Raw genomic sequence first — 20,737 nt, 5'->3', positions numbered from 1 at the left:
GTCTGTTATGCGTTACTGACCATCGCCTGCGGTGCCTGAGCCTGTTCATCGAACATACTCAGCATTTCGCGGGCGGCCTGACGACCTGCTGCCATGGCGGTGACCACCAGATCCGCGCCGTGCACCGCATCACCGGAAGCAAAGATTTTCGGATTGGAGGTTTGGTTGCTCATACGTCCATTACCGCCGGTTTTAATTTGTCCCCATTTATCCAGCTGAACATTATAACCACTGAGCCATGGCATCGGATGCGACTGAAAACCGAATGCCATAATCAGTACATCCGCGCCGAGGATAAATTCAGAGCCTTCCACCGGTTTCGGACGGCGGCGGCCATCCGGCCCCGGATCACCGAGCTGGGTACGGATCAGCCCGATACCAGTGACAGCGCCCTCTCCGTTGCGGTCAATAAACTGCGGCTGCACGTTATAGAGGAATTCCACCCCTTCCTCGCGGGCATTAACCACTTCTTTCTTCGAACCCGGCATACTGGCCTCATCACGGCGGTAGGCGCAGATAACACTCTCAGCCCCGCGGCGGACAGCCGTACGCACGCAGTCCATCGCGGTATCACCGCCGCCGAGCACCACCACTTTTTTCCCTTCCACATCAATCCACGGATATTCATCCGCCACCGGCAGCCCCATCACCTCACGGGTACTGGCGATCAGGAACGGCAGCGCCTGTACCACGCCCGGGGAATCCTCATGCTCCAGTCCGGCTTTCATCATGCCGTAGGTTCCGACTCCCAGCAGCACCGCATCATAGTCATTCATCAGGCGGCTGAACGGGATATCTTTGCCGATTTCACAGTTCAGATGGAAAGTGATCCCCATATCCGTGAAAATCTGCCGCCGCTGCGCCATCAGCTGTTTGTCCAGCTTGAACGGCGGGATCCCGAAAGTCAGCAGGCCGCCGATTTCAGGATGGCGCTCAAACACTTCCGCTTTCACCCCGGCGCGGGTCAGTACATCCGCACATCCCAGTCCGGCAGGACCGGCACCGATAATCGCAACGCGTTCCGGGCGGGGAACCACATCCTCCGCCACCGACGGCCGCCAGCCCATCTCAAAGGCCGTATCGGTGATATAACGTTCGATATTTCCCACAGTTACCGCTCCGCCGTGGTTACGCAGCGTACAGCGGCTTTCGCACAATCTGTCCTGCGGGCAGACCCGGCCGCAGATTTCCGGCAGTGAACTGGTCGAATTGCTCAGCTCCGCCGCCTCAATAATTTTGCCTTCGCGCACCAGACGGACAAAATCCGGAATAGAGTTGTGCAGCGGGCATGACAGGTTACACATCGCTTTTTGTGAGCAGTACAGGCAGCGCTCGCTTTCATAACCGGCACATTGTTCATTCAGCCCGATATAAATTTCACCGAAATGATTTTTACGCAGCGCCGCACTCTGTTTTTGTGTTCCTTCACGCGGCGGGCGTTTGAGGATCTCAAAACGGATTTCAGACTGGCGGGCACGGTTGTATGCTCCGGTGGCTGCCCGCATCAGACGGTCATTGCGCAGGATCACCAGTTTATGTTCATCCAGGATGCTGAGTGCGCTGGTCGGGCAGTTCGCCACACACGCGGGCGAGCCGCCGGTGGTATCACATAAATCGCACTTTTGTGCCAGTTCGAGTGAGTGATCAAAGGTCATCACCATTTCCATCGCCCCGAACGGGCAGACCAGCACACAGCTTTTACAGCCGATGCATTTTTCCTGATCCAGTTTGACAATATTGTCCGCCATATACAGGGCATCCACCGGACAGGCGGCTGCACAAGGGGCGTCTTCACACTGACGGCAGGTGACAGCGAGGCTGTCATTCTCTTTGAACATGACGCGGATACGGGGAGCGTAATCACGGCTGTCATGTGGCCAGTGGTGATCATTATGCGCGACAACGCAGGCAATTTCGCAGGCGTGACATCCGATACATTTCTGGCTGTCCGCAACTATACATTTGTTCATGTTCACCTATCGCTTTCCAGTTTTCAGTGTTGGTAACCATGCAATAACCGGGCACATCCGGCCTTTCTTAGTCTGTTTTATGGTCATTTTGCGGGGCGGGTCAAATTCTGCGGATGCAGGAAAGCAATAACACACGCGCAACAAGGTTACCGGATTTTTTTACTTTAACGGGGAGCGGGATTTGTTTTTTTGACCTGACGCGGTCTTAAGCGGAATAAAAAAAATTGAATCGTATCAGCTGGTAACAGGCGCTTCCTTTTACAGAAGCGCCTGTGAATCCCGGGAATTTATCTGAACAGGTCAGACACCCGGTGCCATCGCCAGACCGATAAATAACCCGGCAATCGTCGCGCTCATCAGGTTGGATAATGTTGCCGCCAGCAATGCACGGACCCCGACACGGGCGATATCAGAGGCCCGCTCCGGTGCTACCGCACTGAACGCCCCGACCACCACGGCAATCGAACCGAAGTTGGCAAAACCGCATAACGCAAAGGAGATCACAGCAATGGTTTTGGCATCGAGTGTGCCGTCCTGTAAATGCGGAGAGAAATCCACATATGCCACGAACTCGTTGATCGCCAGTTTTTCACCAATCAGACTGCCCGCCAGCGCAATGTGCTCACTGCTCACGCCCATCAGATATGCCAGTGGCGAGAAAATATAACCGAACAGGCTTTGCAGGCTGATCCCCTCAAAACCCATAACGCCGCCGAGGCCGCCAATCAGCCCGTTAATCAGGGCAATCAGTGCCACAAATGCCAGTACCACTGTCGCCACGCCGACCGCAATTTTCAGCCCGAGCATTGCACCGCCTGCCGCGGCCTCAATAATGCTGGCCGGACGTTTTTCACTGAAGGAGATTTCGGTGAATTCCACGGTGGATTCCTGTGTCGCCGGGCTTAACATCCGCGCAAACAGGATCCCGCCCGGAATCGCCATCAGAGACGCCGCCAGCAGATATTCAATCGGAACGCCCAGTCCGGCGTACCCCACCAGCATTGATCCGGCAATGGAGGCCATGCCGCTGCAAATAACAGTGAATAATTCATTATTATTCATCCGGCTGACGAATGGCTTCAGTACCGCCGGTAACTCATTCTGACCGAGGAAAATGGTGGTTACTGCCGCAAAAGATTCGATCTTGCTGATTTTCATGGTCTTCTGGAAGACATACGCCAGAATATTAATCACCCAGCGCATAATGCCGAGGTAATACAAAATCGCGATCAGAGAAGTGATAAAGATAATGGCCGGTAAGACGCGGAATGCGAAGATAAACCCGGCGCCATCAAATAACACATCCATTTTCGGGCCGACCAGGCTGCCGAAAATAAAGGCGCTGCCCGCATCACTGTAGGCGATAACATTATTCACACCCGATGCGATGGTCTGAATAAACCATTTCCCTGCCGGGATATACAGCATGATGGCACCGAGCGCCACCTGTAACAGCAGTGCCGCGCCGACTGTGCGCAGACTGATTTTCCGCTTATTCACCGAAAAGAGAAATGCTATCAGTAATAAGACGCCGATCCCCGCCAAACTCCGTAATATATCCATAATCCGGCCCCGTGGTTATTATACTCATCAGTTGTATGCTGCAATGCCCGGTAAAGGCTGATTGTGAGATCAGCACCTTACCGGATCATATGTTTCATCAATTGTTATGACCGGTTACCGGTCAGCCGCTTACAGTTGCTGATAAGCGGACGCGATACGGGCTGCCAGTTTCGCGTTGTTAAAGACCAGCTCAATGTTGGAGTTCACACTGTTACCGCCGGTCAGCTCCGCCACGCGGGCCAGCAGGAACGGCGTGCTTGCTTTGCCATTAATGCCCTGCTCATCCGCTTCGCGTACCGCCTGTGCGATCGCGCTGTTGATGGTTTCTTCCGGCATCGCAAACTCATGCGGGATCGGGTTGGCAATCACCATGCCGCCGTTCAGGCCGGTCGCCCATTTGGCGTGCAGTGCTTTTGCCACGGTTTCCGGGGTTTCCATGCGGATGGTGACCGGGAATTCGCTTTCACGGCAGAAGAAAGCCGGTAATTTATCCGTCTGATAGCCGACAACCGGCACTCCGTAGGTTTCCAGATATTCCGAGGTCAGCCCCAGATCCAGAATGGATTTGGCACCCGCGCAGACAACCGCCACGTTGGTTTGCGCCAGTTCCTGTAAATCCGCTGAGATATCAAAGGTGTGTTCCGCACCGCGATGCACCCCGCCGATCCCGCCGGTGGCAAAAACAGCAATCCCGGCCATTTCAGCGATAATCATGGTAGAGGCCACAGTTGTTGCACCGTGAATGCCCTGAGCGATCACAAACGGCAGGTCGCGGCGGCTCACTTTCATGACCTTGTGGCCTTCTTTGCCGAGCATCTCAATCTCATCATGAGACAGACCCGCTTTCATACGGCCGTTAATCACCGCAATCGTCGCCGGAATCGCACCGTTGTCGCGGATACGCTGTTCAACTTCCAGTGCCATTTTCACGTTGTCCGGATACGGCATACCGTGAGAAATAATGGTGGATTCCAGTGCCACAACCGGCTTTTTCTCCGCGAGCGCCTGTGCAACCTCAGGGGAAATATCCAGATATTCTGCGTTCAGTTGTTGAGTTTTCATGCTTGTGATTCCATTAGTTTGTGAACACTGTCTTTTGACAGACCGGGATTATTTGTCAGCTCGCTGGCGAGCGTCAGGGCGGAGCAGCCCTGGGAAAAACGGATACTCTGTGACAGCGGCTCGCCTTCGAGCCAGCAGCGGGCAAGACCGGCCATCATGGCGTCACCGGCACCGGTCACATTGACAATGTGGACACTGAACGGCTTCGACCAGCCGTTTTCACCGTCTGCTTCGCTGTAATAAACGCCCTCGCCGCCCATGCTCAGGGCGATGCGCTGCACCCCCTGTTCATGCAATGCATTAGCGGCACGTACCACATCCTGTTTATTCTCCACTTTGATACCGGTGAGAATTTCCGCCTCAAAGCGGTTGGGTTTCAGGGTGTGGATATGACTGAGCCACGGCTTGATTTTGTTTGCCTTGAACGCGGAAACGGTATCGACAAAGACCGGTACATTGCCGGCATTGGTAAACAGCCACTCCAGCGCGCCTTCTGAGAGATTGCAGTCCGCCACCAGCACACCGGCGTGCCGGATCAGGTCGCGGGAGGTCGCCAGTAACGCCGGGGTCAGTTTTTCCAGGATGCGCATATCATTAATGGCGGTGATCATCTCACCCTGCGGATCCAGCAGTGACAGATAGGTTGACGTGGTTTCCCCGTGCAAACGGTGCAGATTACTGACATTCACACCGGCCAGTTTTGCCTGTTCATACAGGGTGTTACCGTAGAAATCATCACCGATGACGGAGATAAAATGAGATTCGCAGCCCAGCAGGGCAATATTCTGGGCGATATTGCGCCCGACCCCGCCGGGTGAACATTTGATATGACCGGGATTAGAATCTTCATACACCAGATTCAGGTCAGAATAACCACAAACATCCATATTGGCTGAACCGACAGTCACCACATAGCGGTGCTCGGAGAGGATGTATCCCTTACCCTTGATGTAGCCTTTATTCATCAGATTCATGATATGTCCGGCCACCGCAGAGCGGCTGATACCTAATACGCCGGCCAGTTCCTGCTGCGGAATGAGCGGGTCACGCCGGAGGATCTGAAGGATTTGTTTTTCTCGACTGGTCATAAGCGGACACTTGTTGGTTATTAAACATGTGCTTGTTTTATTTTTTGTCCGCAACAAAGTAAAGCAATGAAATAAAGATTTCGCCGGAATTTAAGTGGTGATCGTAAAATGAGATGAGTGGGTTTTCAGCATAAAAACAGGAGGGAGATCATGTTTTTTATATCATCAAAAATAAAATAAAAAACACAACGTAATAACCTTCAAAAAAAGGTGATTAATTTAAAAAATAATACGTATATCTATCAATCTGTTATATCACGGTTGTCACAATAACAAACATGTGTTTGTTTTCATGATCTTATAGAGAAATAACTGAAACGATCATTTTACCGTTACATAAATATCGTGATACATGTCAAACAAAAAAAGCAATACCAGAAATAAAAAAGATCGGATTTTGATTGCCGCAACTCCGCTTAACTCTCTCAGCTGAATCGCTTATTCTTATTTTATTTTGAACTGACACGATTAATCAAGTTTTATATTAATTTATTAATGAAATAACAAAACAGCCCGGAAACAACATCAGTTTCCGGGCTGTTGGTTTTATATTGCAGTGCAGCTTTCGCTTTTCTGTCAGTGATGAAGCATTTCGTGAACGATATCTTTTCCGCTCATCGTATAAGGGTAATAGGTCGGCCAGTTATCCAGCTGAGTCAGCAGTGCTTCCTGGGATTCATTACCCATATACAGGTGGAAATGACCCGCTTTTTCCGGTGCAATGATATGGTCGCTGAACTGGATATATTTCGGTGCATGGCTGTTTTTATCTTTACACTCAAACAGATAACGCGCCCCTTTCTTGCCGGAGGTGTAATTCAGTATCCGGTAACCGGCATACTGATACTCACACTGATCCACCTTATCCCCGTGATGGAATTCGATGATATTATTTTCAATACCAATCATATCCACATCGGTTTTATAGCCCTTTGTATAATAAGCGCGATACTCTTCTGCGGTTTTATCGCCGTTCTTCGCGGCTTTCGCCTGCATCACCGGGTCCAGCTCACCGCTGGCGAGGTAAGGCGCCACAGACTGCCAGACGCCATCCCAGTCGCTCAGCTGCCGGTCTTTGACATCCTTATCCGCAAAAACACCTTCTGCTGCCTTGCGCTGTGCTTCTGTCTGCGGTTTGTCGTGGTGATGGCCGTGTGCTGCTGCCGTACCGCTGAATAATCCCGCCAGTAACAGTAACGGGAGAACTGATTTAGCTGTCATAATCACCCCTGCACGGCTTTAAAACGCGGATTGGACTTACAAATCACATAAATACGGCCGCGACGGCGGACAATTTTACAGTCCGGATGGCGCTGTTTCGCACTTTTCAGTGAACTCAATACCTGCATCGGTTTTTCCTCTTCTTTTAATGTACAAAACGCCCGAAGCGCTTGGTAAAACGGGCCACATTCCCTTCCTGCGAGTGTGTTTTCTGCTTGCCGGTATAGAACGGGTGGGAGTGGGACGAAACATCCAGGGTGATATAAGGATATATCTGCCCTTCAAATTCGATGGTTCTTTCCGTTCTGATGGTGGAACCGACTTTGAAATACACATCGGCTGCGGTGTCGTGGAAGATGACGGTCCGGTAATCCGGATGAATATCGGGTTTCATGGCTGCCTCATTTTGTTATGTTATATTATAACAATAATGATTTTTATCACTGTTGACCACTATTTTTTAACCCTGTTTTTTATACGGGAAAGGATTGCAATTGCAGAAAGAAAGGAAAAATAAATCAGATCAAAAGGATATAAAAACGGGCAGCCACCGGTGAATCCGGTGGCTGCCCGGGAGAAATACAGCGGTCAGAAATCAGCTCTCTGCCAGAAAATCGTTATCCTCCAGTACCCGCAGCGGCTCAATATCACTCTCTTTTTTGATAACCAGTGACGGGTCTGAACGCAGACAGACACCGCCATAGTGACCACCGACAGTAAAAGTACACATCTGAATATAGCGGCCTGCCACTTTCGGCAGACACCAGAGCTGCTGATAGACGTTTTCCTGCTCCCCGAAACGGCCGCAGGTTTCATCCAGCACGGTATCGCGGTGATCCACCAGCCCGATATTACTGCCGCAACGTCCGGCGATTGGTTTAACCGCATAGCCGGTCTGCCGCAGTTCATCACTGAGCTCAAACTCCGTATCCAGCAGATAAGGGTGGTGCGGAAACAGCGACCACAGGATCGGCAGAATCGCTTTATTGCCCGGGATCACCGTCCACAGCGGCTCAAATACCCGGATTTCCGGGCGCAGCAGCACATCAATCAGCCGCACATTATTTTCATGGCGCGGATGACCGGTACGGATAGGCAGCGCGGAGTATGTCCGGTCATTTTCACTCTCCTGCCGCAGTTGTTCCAGCGCCGTTTCCCACGCCCAGGTTTTCCAGACACACTTGAGCACGCGCCCTTCGCCGTCGATCACCTGTCCGCTTTCATTCCAGCTCAGTTCATCCAGACCGTGAATGATCCGGTATCCGTACCCTGCTGCCGTGATAGCCCGCGCCATATAGAGCGCATGGTAATCTTCTTCGCTGTCTTTATCCTGCATAATATGGATAAACGGCTTGGCTGACGTGTGTTTCCAGATATCCGCCAGCATCTCTGACAGACGTTCCCCCGGGTCCCAACCCTCTGTCAGTCCGCCCTGTTTCGCCCATTTTGGAATAATCAGCCCGGTTTCCGCATGGCAGGAGGCGGAATCCGCATTGTATTCATACACTTTCAGACCGCGTTCATCCATACAGAAATCCAGTCTGCCGGTCACCATATCATGACGCCGGTTCTGCCAGGAGAGCCGCAGGCGCGGCCAGAGAATTTCAGGGATATTGAATAATTTCAGCAGATTATCATCTTTCAGCACTTTTTCAGTAGCATGCAGATACATCAGATGGACTTCGTTGGTGGCCTGCATCAGGGCATTTTCAGCCGTTTCCGAAATCGTGAAATAGTCGTGCGGATCGGCATTCAGATTGTGGCCGTGATTGGCTTTAATATAGGCTTTTTCCATCGGATCGGACTCATCCAGCCATTTTCCGGTGAAATCCGCTTTTTCACCCAGCCGGGCAGCGTGGAGTGTCATCAGCGCCGGGTTCACCGCCGGCTCTGTCCACGCATATTCATCATCGATTGTCTGGATCATCCAGCCGAGAATATGGGTATCCGGAAACGTATCCGACAGCGTGTAGTAACCGTCTTTGACATGCATCGGCAACTCACGGGTCCATTGCTGACCGCGCGGCAGTTTATGGTGGATGACATTCTGCTCCACAATCCGGACTTTATCCGCGCAGACCTGCGTGATCACCGCCACATGACCGGTGCGCTTAAATTCGCCCCCTTCCTGCCAGATAAGTAATGCCCCTGCTACCGGTGCCTGGTGGCAGCCGTTTTTAAACGCCCGCAGCGGAAGGATACTGTCATCCACCACATGACGCAGAAAACGCAGGGAAAAAATCTCATACGCCATGCCGACATCGGTAAACACCACACCATAATTGAGATACAGGAAGCGGCGGGCAAATTCCACACACTGCCATTTGTATCCCATATATTCATTTCCGATATAACTGCGGAAAGAAATATCATCCTCTTTTTCTGCTTCCGTGATGGTATCGTAGTCAGAGGAATAGATAGCCACACCGCCGGGCGCATAGCCCAGCAATGTCCCGAAAGGTTCATGCTCCGTGATGATTCCGCTCATAGTACGGCCTTACTGATATTATTTAGATTACAATAGTTGCTCTTGCTAATAATTCAGTATACGCCTGTCCATAAAAAAACACCGATGCTTTTATGCATCGGTGTCAATCATCATTTCGGGTTATGTCTGGTGAGACATATCACATTGCCGGACTTTCTTTTTTCGGATGATAACCGTTAAAAAACAGGTTCAGTACGACCGCGCTGACAGTGGCCAGCAGAATCCCGCTGTGCAGCAGCGGTTGTAAGAACATCGGCAGTTTGGCAAAGAAATTACCGGAGAGCGTTGGTGTCAGTCCCACTCCCAGACTGATCGCCACAATATAGAGATTGTAATTATTGCCGCTGTAATCAACACGGGACAAAATACGAATTCCTGTCGCCAGTACCATCCCGAACATCACCAGCCCCGCCCCGCCGAGGACAAACTGCGGAATGGAGGCTATCACCACCGCCATTTTCGGCAGCAGACCAAAGATAATCAGGATAAATCCGGAAACCACACACACCCAGCGGCTGTGAACTTTTGTCACCCCCACCAGCCCGACGTTCTGGGAAAATGAGGTATGCGGAAAACTGTTAAACAGACCACCGATAATGGTGCCGATTCCGTCCACCCGCAGCCCGCGCACAATATCGTCTTTTTCGACCGGACGGCCGACAATCTCCCCCAGTGCCAGAAACATCCCCATCGATTCAATAAAAACAATCAGCAGAACAACACTGAGAGTGATAATGGAGATCGGTTCAAATGTCGGCGTTCCCAGCGCCATCGGGGTAACCAGTTTAAACCAGGGGGCATCCGCATATCCGTCAAAGCTGACCTCATTGCACATCAGTGACAACACAAAACCAAAGATAATCCCCAGTAATACCGAGATATTACAGAGAAAACCCTTACAGAATTTTGTGATAAACAGGATGGATAACAGAACGGCAAATGAGATGCCAAGGTAGAGCGGATGACCATATTCAGGGTTACCTTTACCGCCGGCAGCCCAGTCGATCCCCACCTGCATGATGCTCAGCCCGATGGAGGTAATCACAATACCGGTAACCATATTGGGGAAAAGCGGCATCAGTTTCCCCATCAGCGGTACGATCAGTGTTGTCAGTACCCCCGCCGCAATGGTCGCCCCGAAAATCCCCATCAGGCCGATATCCGGGTTGGCGCCGATGGCCAGCATCGGTGTTACCGCCGCGAACGTAACAGACATAATCACCGGCAGACGGATACCGGCAAATTTTCCGATACCGATACACTGCAACAGTGTCACGATACCACAGCAAAACAGATCCGAACTGATAAGCAGTGTCACCACTTCCTTGCTCAGCCCCAGCCGGTCACCGATAACCAGCGGTACGGCCACGGCACCGGCATACATCACCAGCACATGCTGTAATCCCAGCATCATCAGTTTTCCCGCAGGTAATATTTCTTCAACTTCGTCAATAACGGGCTTAACCGGTTCCTGTGCTTGATCCACACTATGATTGCTCATGAAACAGACTCCCTTACAACCGGGACTCCCCGGCTTCGATTCGAAGATCTCGGAAAATGACCCCTGGCGTCAGGGTGTCTCACTATGATGACGAACCCGGCCCGGGTATCTGTTCATCATTTAAGCAATTGAGCAAAATTCAGACCAACGCGATTTTCTGTCAGCATAAATGCTGTTTTTCGTGACAGAATTCCGGTTTTTTGACGCACTTTCCCGATAAAAACGAGATACCCGCCGCATTTTTGTTATACCTGCAAAATGTCATTTTTCAGGCCGGACGATATAACAATCGATTGCCTTCTCAATTTAATAATCTCATTATCACAATGATAGCGGCTTATCGTCCGGAATATCCGCCGTAATACCTTCTCTGAAATGACGCGCACGAAACCCTTTCAGACGCAGGGAAATAACCGCATTTGCCGATAAAAAGCAATAAGCCCCTCTGCAATACGCCACAATTTCTTTATCATCCGGCAGTTGCGCAAGACAGTTTTCCAGTTGTTCAACCGGTATATTCACCGCTCCGGGCAGATGCCCGTCCTGATATTCCCGTTCCGGGCGGACATCAACCAGTAAAATCTGACCGGATTTCATACCCGCCACCAGCTCCGTTCCTGAAATCGGTGATAAATACTCTTCAGACAGCACATTCCGGTTCAGCCTGCTGCTCAGTTCATTCCGTGTATATTCAGACTGCAGTTTCAGGGCTGACAGCATATTCAGTACCGGGCCGTTTGCCAGGCGGTAACAGATATTTTTACCTTCCCGTTCACTCTCTGCTAATCCGGCTCTCTTAAGCTGCTGTAAATGTTGCGAGGTATTAGCCACACTCAGACCAACAACTTTTGCCAGTTTTTCCACAGAAAATGTGTCCCGGGCAAGATATTGGATAATGTTTATCCTGTGAGGATGGCTCAGTGCCCGGGCTAATTCAGCACATTCTGTTAATTGCTGCTCATCTAAGAGAGCCTTAATTGACATTATTTACCTCCGGTCATAACATTCAATTAATCAATTGAATGTTGAATTTATCATGTCTTTTATAGTAATCAAACAGGCCGGAATTACAACACGGCACGCTGAAAAGGAATCAGGATCATGACACTGACTGCTGTTTTACTGACAACATTATTAGGGATTGGTGCCACTGTAGTGATGGATCTCTGGGCATTACTGCTGAAATCAGCCGGGCAGCCGACACTGAATTTATCCATGATCGGCCGCTGGACGGGCCATATGCTGCACGGACAATTCATTCACCGTCCGACGGTAGCCCAAAGCCCGCCGATCAGGAATGAAAATGCGCTTGGCTGGTTCGCACATTATGCTATCGGTATTATCTTTGCATTTATCTTTATTTTCCTGACCGGTGAATTCTGGTTTCTTTTTCCATCCTTCTGGCCGGCTTATGCCTGGGGGGTGATTACTGTCGCCGCACCGTATTTTATTATGCAGCCCGCGATGGGGGCCGGTATTGCCGCATCACGGACACCGAATCCGGCCAAAGCCCGTCTGATGAGTTTTTTATCCCACAGCGCTTACGGTGCAGGTCTGTACCTGACCGGCCTGGCCCTGCATCCGCTGATAACCGGTTTCTGAACAGAAATAAAAAAGCCACCGATCACATAATGACCGGTGGCCGTCTCTGTTTACTGTCCGGGGACTCAGAACAGCGTAATCTGTGCTTCCGTTAACAACTCCGGATCCTGATTCACCATATCATGCGCCATAAATTCCGCTGACAACTGCAGATAATCCGGTGTACCGGCAGCTGGATTATCATTCTCCGCCGGAGTATTCTCCTCCGGTAACTGACTCAGTAACTCATCCAGATTCAGAGAGTCCTCATGTTCGGAGAGAAGCCCGGCTAAAGCCTGTACAGCACTGTCTTCAGCACCCGGCAAGACAGGTGCTTCCGTTTCTTCATGCTGACCGGTGGTGTCATAGTGAATACTGAAAGCCTCAGATTCCTTGCCGATCACACCATTACCTTCAACACGCGCGGTGTAATGATAAGTCTGACCCTGTTCAAAATTGCCGCCGGTATCATTAAACGTCCATTTCCCGCTGCTATCCACAGTGGCATACCCCGCCACATCACCATCACGGGAAATAACCACTACCTGGCCTTCCTCAGGCACACCGTCAAGATGTCCGTTTAACACAGGCGTCACTGCTGAAAGATTATCAGGATCAATCTCAGCGGAATCGGTAACATCATCAATGACGGCTGTCGCGGTGGTATCAGCCGGAACGTCTGTCTTATCCTGATCATCCGCCGCAGTATTGCCGTTATCTTTGCCATCAGTACCGGTATCACCGTTATCTTTGTCATCAGTACCGGTATCACCGTTATCTTTGCCATCAGTACCGGTATTGCCGTTATCTTTGTCATCAGTACCGGTATTGCCGTTATCTTTGTCATCAGTACCGGAATTGCCGTTATCTTTGTCATCAGTACCGGTATTGCCGTTATCTTTGTCATCAGTACCGGTATTGCCGTTATCTTTGTCATCAGTACCGGTATTGCCGTTATCTTTGTCATCAGTACCGGTATTGCCGTTATCTTTATTATCAAAGGGCGGCACCCGATTCGGATGATCATTGCCTGAATGGCCGCTTTTGCCGATTGCCACCGCAGCGCCGCCGGCAACAGCCACGCCTAAAAAGGTCAGAACTTCCCAGCCGGATATAAATGACTCCCAGGTAATCGGCGCGAGCAGTTTTGTACCCGCCTGCTGAACCGCGGCCTGTTTATCCGCCATATTACTGATATTGTCATATTCCATGGCAGACTTCGGTGTATAGTTATGCACCTTTTTATTCTCAGCTTCACCGATAACCTGACCGGGAAACAGATAATAGTCTTCGATCACCACAGACGGCTCTTCTTCGCCCGCCAGAAATAATTTCAGATTATTACCATCGCGGATGATAATCGTCTCCCGGGGGGCGGAGCCTGTCTGTTTATCAACCAGCACATAATCCACTCCCGGCATGGCTTTCAGAACATTAACCCCGTTTTTGACAGTGGTTTCCGCTTTTTTTGTCACGCGTGTTGCTTTATCGACAATGCCGATAACGATAGGCATATTACATAACTCCTGTATATAAAATGAAGCAGGTGCCCACCAGATATATTTCAGAATAATAAATTATGCTTAATCCCTGACCGGAGATTACCCTGAATCATTATCCGGAAATAAAAATGAACATAAAATGAGATAAATACCGGATGCATGACGATGGCTCACTGCAATAACACCGCTAATACTACAGACAATACGATATGAATTGAATATTATTTTACTCCCTGAGCATTCCGATTAATCTTAAACAGAAAACCTGAATTTAAAAAAATGAAAATATAATTTTCATTTTCAGTGAAGAAGAGAAAGATCCGGCAGCAATAAAGTACCGGTTCATCGACAGATAATTATGTTACACAGCAATATTGATTAAGTATGTTCATACTTTAAAAAATGCTATCCGGACTTATCTTATAATCCTGTTACATTCCGTAAGGCATTTTTCTTATTCCGGATATAGTGTTAGCATTCTGAGTAATAAAACTCTGAAAAAGAATCCGATTACTCTCTGAATATCCCGGTGATAACATTATGGAAAATAAAACATTACCTGAATTTGATATCTGTCAAACCAGCGGCGGCCACCAGTTCCTGCTCACTTCCGGGCCTGACTACATCAGTAAAGTATTACGCGGAGGTGCCCTCTGGAGAACAAAAGAAATCAATATCAGTCAGCGCCTGCTGGAATTTACAGAGGCTCCGGTGATTTACGATATCGGCGCTAATCTTGGCTCCTGGACAATTCCGGTCAGTAACTATTTTCAGCACCGTAACGGTATTGTCTACGCTTTTGAACCCCAGCGTCAGGTATATAACCAGCTCTGCGGTAATATCTTCCTGAACAAACTGAAAAATTGTTATACCTTTAACAGCGCAATCGGTGACTACGATGGTGAAATTGATGTACCGGTCTTTGATCCGCTGACTGACAGTAACATGGGCGCAGTTTCTCTTGACAAAACCGTATTCAGTGAACAACGTGCAGGTTCAGCACCACCAACAGAAAAAAGAACAATCAGCACACTGGATACACTGAATATGCCGCATGCCAGTCTGCTGAAAATAGATGCTCAGGGGATGGAAGCAGATGTTCTGAGGGGCGGAAAAAAATGGATACAGGCATCCGGTTACCCTTATATTATTTTTTCAGTGTGGGGCGACTATATGACATCGACCATAGAGAAAAATAAACAGGTATTTTCCCTGCTGCAGGATGAAATGGGGTATGAACTGCTTCAGATTGATGATTTTTATGTTGCACAGCATAAAAGCAATAAAAGCGGAAAGCTGGTTCAGACACCAAACGGCTATATTGTAAAACGGGAAACGTCACAGTTTGGTATGGATTTTCTGAGTTTCTGACATCATTAAGAATAGAAAAGGAAGCCAATGCTTCCTTTTCTATTACCGGTAACTCAGACTGACCTGCTGGGTTTCCATATCGTAAGAGCCTTTAATACGCAGATCCAGCGGATACGGGTCCCAGTAAATCAGTGTTCTTATTTCAAACACAATAATGCCATATTGCGCATACTGATCTTTTCCCGCTAACGGGGTTATCACCAGTGATTCCGGAATAATCCTGCTTTCAAAACGCAAAATAGCCCGGCGCAGTTTTTCCTCGACCTGTTCCCAGCCCAGTTGTCTGGCATAGGCGCCGGTTAACGGCGCAATACCAAAATTAATCACTGAGTCAACAACCGGTGATTTACTGTAACGCCGCAGCTCTCCTTCCGTATTTTCAGTACTGAAAATAGCCAGGAGATCACGCAATATAACCTCACGCATTTTACGTGAATCGAAATAGAATTTATCGACAGGCTCACGCCGCTCTTTCGGATGATCATCAATCAGCCGGTCAAGCAATGCAGGCATATATTGCTTTTTATTATCCTGCATGTTCAGTTTCAGCACCGGCTGTTGTCATGGAGACCTTATTCAGTTCAGATAACGGATATTCTCCCAGGTCTGTAATGACCATTTTTCCGCCTTTTCCTGTCAGGAAATACTCTGAAACCTGCTCCCACTGAGTTTCAAAACCCAGCTTAATTTTATCACTGTCAGTATCACGGACAGGATAACGGGCCGGAATATAACCGTAAAAAATATCATTTTTTACTTTAATCTGAGCGTGGATCCAAATCAGATCCAGTAAATCGCGGGGTTTAACAATATTGATGGTTTCAATATCCGCAAACGGTACCCAACGGTAGCCACCGGCAACAATAAACTCACAGATAGGCCCCAGACGGCTGTCATTATCTGCCATCCAGGCAAAATCACCGATCTTTTCACCGTTGCCGCCGGCTGCCGGTGCATTCTCAAAGGCCTGTAAACGCAGTGCTTCTGATTTATCCGGTTTATTCTCTATCAGTAATTTATTGGCTTCCCAGACTGATTTCATCCATTCCGGTAAGTCCTGCTGCAGCGTCATCGGTTCGCGCTTTCCTTTCAGAACTTCTTCACGCAGAATTTCACTGAATACCAGGTTTTTATATAATTCAAGCTGCTTGTCATCATTGTGACCATCAATTAATGACCAGGTTTCAAGCTGAATCATCGCTTTTTCCCAGTAACCTTTCAGGCAACACAATTTAAATAAAGTCTCACGAATAACTAAGTCATTCGGCTTTTGTTTTACCTTATTCAGAGTTTCATCAAAAAATTCATCCAGCGATGAGTTGGTAAGAATATCAGAGAGTTTTTGTGTTGTGGCCATTTCAAAATCCTTAATTGATTATAAACGGCTGTCTAAGCCTAATTTATAGAGTTCCTTAGAAACGAGTGAGGAAACAGAGTCTTTTGCGTACGGAATAATACCGTCCGGAGCAAGCATTCTCAGAATGTCATAATCTTCATGCTCATCCTGTGTTAAATCAACTTCTTCCATCGTTGACAACTCCCGCCAGACACGTTCCATAAATGCTGACGTTTCAAAAATACACTCGGTCAGATTCAGATCTTTTATCTGCTCACAGAGTGAATCAAAGCTGCCGTCATCATCCGCAGCAGATAATTTTGCCTCTTCTGCAGCGGTATACGTTTCCGTCTGCGGAGAATCAATTTCCCCCCATAACAGAAATTTTTTATATTCAACTTCCAGCTTTTTTAATTCATCGCCGCTTTTTCTGTACGCTTCTGCGGCATATTCTATAGAAATAAACCCCGCACCCTGCGGTAATATTTCATTGATTTCAATATTCATGAAATCAATTTTTACCGGTGTTAATTCTGTTAATGCCTCAATAACTGATGCTGACTGGTTATTTTCAGCCGCAACAAACGACAGTGAAAAATGGCCAATCTGAACAGCAGAGCCATATATCAGCCGGATTTTTGACCCGAACGCAACCTGCTGTTTATTCACGAAACAGACTAAATCCCGGCAGGTATTCTGTAAAACAGGGCCGGTATTGGTGTAATAAAACAGAACGTCCGTATCCTGCTCTTTGCCTGAATTCAGCGCAACATCGGCAGTAAACGCATTGATCGCCACCGGATTATCGATGGTATTCTGCTCTGTCAGTTTGACCGACCCTTTACGGGTCGGCCAGTTAAAATGCAATAGCATTATCAGTGTCCGATAAACACATTACATGAACCTGTTGATACTACTGTGCCGCATCCACCGCAATCCCCGGCCCGGGCGGCCGGGATATTATTGACAAAAACAGTACAGGATGCGCTGCAGATACAGCTTTTAACATGAATAGTGCAACATACCGGCGCTCCCAGAAAGGTTTGCGGGATACAGTTGGTAAACACGTTACATGAACCCGCTTCCACAACTCCGCAATGGCAGGCTAAATCGCCCAATCTTGCTGCTGGTAACATAGTGTCTCCTTATATCAGCTGTCCGGAACAGCCCCCGCAGGGGCTGTGGTAAATCAAGGATCTCCAGTGAACACCGGTGTCGTCACTTTCGGTGTCGTTGGTTTCGGCGTCGTCGGTTCCGGCGTCGTCGGTTCCGGTGTCGTCGGTTCCGGTGTCGTCGGTTCCGGTGTCGTCGGTTCCGGTGTCGTCGGTTCCGGTGTCGTCGGTTCCGGTGTCGTCGGTTCCGGTGTCGTCGGTTCCGGTGTCGTCGGTTCCGGTGTCGTAATTTCCGGTGTCGTAACGAGCGGTGTCGTCACTGTACCCGTCGGTGGTGGAGTAAGCGGCGGCACCGGGATAATAGCAAAGAAGAAGAATCCCGGCAGTCCCGGCATTGCCGGAGCTGCAACCGCGACCGGACTGCCCGGCTGGGTACCGAAACCGCGGGCATGTGCATTATCACCCGGGTTAAGGTAGGTATTTGCCCCGTCAAGAATCAGGCCGTTTTTGGCTTTGATCTTAATCTGGTCAGCCGTAATCACCATACATCCCACACAGCCGATAGCCAGTTCTCCGCCGGATGTCAGAGCAAATGCACCACCGACTCCCATCTGCATGGCACCACCGACCGCTACCGAGTGGTAACCACCGACGTTTGTGGAGTAAGCTCCGCCCACGTTAATAGCATAAGCCCCGCCAACGTTATACGAACTGGCCGCCGCGATATTCATGGCGTGGCTGGAACCGTATATCCCGCTGAAGGCGCCGCCGATAACAATGCTATCGGTCATACCGACAATACGGGAGGCTGAACCGACAACATCCTGGGAGAAGTTAGCCCCCACGATCTGGCTGCTGTTGGCACCAACCATACTGCTCTTGTTCACACCGACCGTTTCGCTGCGGTTGACCCCGACAGTGGAATCCGAGTTCACACCGATAGTCTGGGTATGGTTAACCCCGATAAGCTGGGTTTCGTTGAGTTTGGTCACACGGGACATATTTCGTTCCGCCTGCTCCCAATACTCTTCGAGTCCCGGTTTATCGTCAAAACGGATACCGTTATAGTTGGTTTTTCCCCCGCCGATAGTCCGGCTGATTAAACCACTCTGTGTCCGGTTTGCCGGCAGTTCCCACGGCGGCGGCGTCATGTTGTTATACAGACTGCCGATAATCATCGGACGATCCGGGTCACCATACAGGAAGTCGACAATCACTTCCTGACCGACACGCGGAATATAAATCCCGCCGTAGTTATCCCCGGCCCATGACTGACCGACACGTATCCAGCAGGAATCGGCATCGGTATTTTTGCCGTAGCGATCCCACAGGAAACGCACTTTTACCCGGCCATATTCATCAGTCCAGACCGTCTCTCCCTCCGGCCCGACAACCAGTGCGGTTTGCGGCCCGTGAGTGAACGGCTTGGTGATAGTCTGAGGCGGTCGGTAGACTTTTGTTGTCGGCTGCACCACAAAGCTGGTGTAGATACTGAAATCATCACTGTCAGACTGCTGGTTGATTTCAGTCGCCCGCAGCTGATTCGAAATTACCAGATATTCGCGGTTTGCTTTGGATTGCGGATAATTTTCCAGTGTAAAGGTTGTGCCGCAGACCACAGAGCGGATTTCACCGGAACCGGCAGCCCTGGAACCAAGACACCCCTGCTCCTCACTGCGGACACGCGCCAGAAACTCCCCGACAGACGGATCGTCATAATCCCCCGGCCACTGGTACTGTTCATACTCGTTAAAGTTGGTTTTACGCGGTTTTTTATCCACCGCGGAAATATCCGCACGGGATTTTTTAAAGTCATAATCCGATGTCAGCCATTGCCCGGATGTCACCGTTTCCTGAGCGCCGAACTGATCGATATATTCCTGTCCGTCCTTCGGTTTATCAGACTCATACCGCAACGTATGATACGCCGGACTGAATGTCCGCTTATGCGCACCGACATGGTCAACAAGGATCAGCCGGTTCTTCAGATCAGAATGCTCATAGAACCAGTAAATACCCCACTCTTCCATCAGGCGCTGAACGAAATCAAAGTCCGTTTCACCATACTGAACCTGATAATCAAGCTGCGGATAAATAGCTGACAGGCGCTTTTCGATCGGGAAAGGGAACTTTGCCAGAACTTCATCAATAATATCCACGACGGATTTCTGCTGAAAATTCTTATAGTCAGAAGTCAGCGTCGCCAGATTCAGCCACGGACGTATGATAAATTCATACATCGCCTGATTCTCATCCCGTCCGATAAAACGGGCACGTTCCACCAGACCGGTGACCTCTCTGTGGCCCTTACCTGAACCACGTTCAATATCCAGTCCGTTACCGTCCAGCTCGATAACAACCGTCATCTGCTGTCCGATAAATTTTTTCAGATCAAGGTTTGCTGCGACCTGCCACGGAATAGCAGGGTTTGCGGGTGTTTTCGCAACTACCTTATACTGATACAACACTGACAGGGCTTCCTCACCCTCCAGCGTCGATATTGCAAGGCCCGGCTCACCTGCCAGTTCCGGCATTGCCGAGCAATACAGCGTTAATGTTCGAGGCATATTCACACCTAATTGGTTTGATACAAATCAAATTTGTATTAAGTACATAATTAAACGGAGACATCCGTGTTTCTGATATCTATCTTAATTGAGTCTAAAATGTTTCCCTGCCGATTCAGACGCCATAGCCAGGCAGAGTCAAAAGACTTAATACAATAAGGCCAATTTATCCATGGCATCGCGCTAACTCCTCCATTGTCATTGATATTGCAATCCGTGTACGTCATTTCAGATATCAGAACGTCCGAATTGTTCTTAAACTGAAACCGGGGTTTCAGGAGAACCGATTCCCACAGCGGAGAGTAATATCGTTGCAGCGACGTAACCCAGTTTCTTAATTTCTTTTCATCAATCACACAATTTTCATTTTCAATA

At 49.3% G+C, this 20,737-nt stretch carries 18 protein-coding genes; 2 read left to right on the top strand and 16 right to left on the bottom strand.

What is annotated here, in order from left to right; genetic code table 11:
- Window positions 1–5: 5 nt before the first annotated feature.
- From AAZR23_RS11870 to AAZR23_RS11825, 10 genes are all read right to left on the bottom strand, one after another.
- On the bottom strand, window positions 6–1,970 hold the full coding sequence (locus AAZR23_RS11870; protein ID WP_218426547.1) for an FAD-dependent oxidoreductase: 1,965 nt from the start codon (window positions 1,968–1,970) through the stop codon (window positions 6–8).
- Window positions 1,971–2,270: 300 nt separating this feature from the next.
- Window positions 2,271–3,533, bottom strand: a complete 1,263-nt coding sequence (locus AAZR23_RS11865; RefSeq protein WP_046894585.1) for a NupC/NupG family nucleoside CNT transporter — start codon at window positions 3,531–3,533, stop codon at window positions 2,271–2,273.
- 129 nt (window positions 3,534–3,662) lie between these two features.
- Window positions 3,663–4,595: a pseudouridine-5'-phosphate glycosidase gene (locus AAZR23_RS11860; protein ID WP_046894586.1), complete on the bottom strand. Its 933-nt coding sequence runs from the start codon at window positions 4,593–4,595 to the stop codon at window positions 3,663–3,665.
- Window positions 4,592–5,683: a PfkB family carbohydrate kinase gene (locus AAZR23_RS11855; RefSeq protein WP_046894587.1), complete on the bottom strand. Its 1,092-nt coding sequence runs from the start codon at window positions 5,681–5,683 to the stop codon at window positions 4,592–4,594. Before AAZR23_RS11855 ends, AAZR23_RS11860 begins: the two co-directional genes overlap by 4 nt.
- 576 nt (window positions 5,684–6,259) lie before the next feature.
- On the bottom strand, window positions 6,260–6,904 hold the full coding sequence (gene zinT, locus AAZR23_RS11850) for a metal-binding protein ZinT (protein WP_166708406.1): 645 nt from the start codon (window positions 6,902–6,904) through the stop codon (window positions 6,260–6,262).
- Between the two features lie 2 nt (window positions 6,905–6,906).
- Window positions 6,907–7,032, bottom strand: coding sequence for a type B 50S ribosomal protein L36 (ykgO, locus tag AAZR23_RS11845; RefSeq protein ID WP_004237696.1), 126 nt, complete (start codon window positions 7,030–7,032; stop codon window positions 6,907–6,909).
- A 17-nt stretch (window positions 7,033–7,049) separates the two neighbouring features.
- Window positions 7,050–7,298: a type B 50S ribosomal protein L31 gene (locus AAZR23_RS11840; protein ID WP_166708407.1), complete on the bottom strand. Its 249-nt coding sequence runs from the start codon at window positions 7,296–7,298 to the stop codon at window positions 7,050–7,052.
- A 201-nt stretch (window positions 7,299–7,499) separates the two neighbouring features.
- Entirely contained in the window at window positions 7,500–9,392 is a 1,893-nt protein-coding gene (gene gss, locus AAZR23_RS11835) for a bifunctional glutathionylspermidine amidase/synthase (RefSeq protein ID WP_230060584.1), read from the bottom strand.
- 139 nt (window positions 9,393–9,531) lie between these two features.
- Entirely contained in the window at window positions 9,532–10,893 is a 1,362-nt protein-coding gene (locus AAZR23_RS11830) for a nucleobase:cation symporter-2 family protein (protein ID WP_046894590.1), read from the bottom strand.
- 321 nt (window positions 10,894–11,214) lie between these two features.
- Window positions 11,215–11,877 (bottom strand): ArsR/SmtB family transcription factor, encoded by a 663-nt coding sequence (locus AAZR23_RS11825; RefSeq protein WP_218426549.1) that lies wholly within the window; start codon window positions 11,875–11,877, stop codon window positions 11,215–11,217.
- Between the two features lie 117 nt (window positions 11,878–11,994).
- On the opposite strand from AAZR23_RS11825, the gene AAZR23_RS11820 reads away from it, so the two are divergent.
- Window positions 11,995–12,495, top strand: coding sequence for a DUF2938 domain-containing protein (locus tag AAZR23_RS11820; protein WP_218426550.1), 501 nt, complete (start codon window positions 11,995–11,997; stop codon window positions 12,493–12,495).
- Between the two features lie 65 nt (window positions 12,496–12,560).
- Here AAZR23_RS11820 and AAZR23_RS11815 read toward each other — a convergent pair whose 3' ends face one another.
- A complete protein-coding gene (locus AAZR23_RS11815; RefSeq protein ID WP_434692759.1) occupies window positions 12,561–13,988 on the bottom strand; it encodes a hypothetical protein in 1,428 nt (475 codons plus the stop codon).
- A gap of 528 nt (window positions 13,989–14,516) precedes the next feature.
- Between AAZR23_RS11815 and AAZR23_RS11810 the strand changes: the two genes are divergently transcribed.
- Window positions 14,517–15,347 carry an FkbM family methyltransferase gene (locus tag AAZR23_RS11810; RefSeq protein WP_218426552.1) on the top strand — a complete coding sequence of 277 codons (831 nt, stop codon included), beginning with the start codon at window positions 14,517–14,519 and terminating at the stop codon, window positions 15,345–15,347.
- Between the two features lie 42 nt (window positions 15,348–15,389).
- On the opposite strand, the gene AAZR23_RS11805 is transcribed toward AAZR23_RS11810, so the two are convergent.
- The 5 genes from AAZR23_RS11805 to AAZR23_RS11785 are packed head-to-tail and all read right to left on the bottom strand — an operon-like array spanning window position 15,390 to window position 20,362.
- A complete protein-coding gene (locus tag AAZR23_RS11805; RefSeq protein WP_046894593.1) occupies window positions 15,390–15,884 on the bottom strand; it encodes a type VI secretion system baseplate subunit TssE in 495 nt (164 codons plus the stop codon).
- Complete coding sequence (locus AAZR23_RS11800; RefSeq protein WP_218426553.1) at window positions 15,874–16,704, bottom strand: type VI secretion system accessory protein TagJ; 831 nt, start codon at window positions 16,702–16,704, stop codon at window positions 15,874–15,876. The genes AAZR23_RS11805 and AAZR23_RS11800 overlap by 11 nt, the downstream gene beginning before the upstream one ends.
- An 18-nt stretch (window positions 16,705–16,722) precedes the next feature.
- Window positions 16,723–17,556, bottom strand: coding sequence for a TagK domain-containing protein (locus AAZR23_RS11795; RefSeq protein ID WP_107680656.1), 834 nt, complete (start codon window positions 17,554–17,556; stop codon window positions 16,723–16,725).
- A 2-nt stretch (window positions 17,557–17,558) separates the two neighbouring features.
- Window positions 17,559–17,819, bottom strand: a complete 261-nt coding sequence (locus AAZR23_RS11790; RefSeq protein WP_107680657.1) for a PAAR domain-containing protein — start codon at window positions 17,817–17,819, stop codon at window positions 17,559–17,561.
- Window positions 17,820–17,872: 53 nt separating this feature from the next.
- Window positions 17,873–20,362 (bottom strand): type VI secretion system Vgr family protein, encoded by a 2,490-nt coding sequence (locus AAZR23_RS11785; RefSeq protein ID WP_434692752.1) that lies wholly within the window; start codon window positions 20,360–20,362, stop codon window positions 17,873–17,875.
- Between the last annotated feature and the right edge of the window lie 375 nt (window positions 20,363–20,737).

Origin of the sequence: Morganella sp. Je.2.23 (assembly GCF_051129855.1) — a bacterium.
Taxonomy (GTDB): Bacteria; Pseudomonadota; Gammaproteobacteria; order Enterobacterales; family Enterobacteriaceae; genus Morganella; species Morganella sibonii.
Note: the sequence above shows the minus strand (reverse complement) of the source record. Positions and strands in the feature narration are given on the sequence as shown.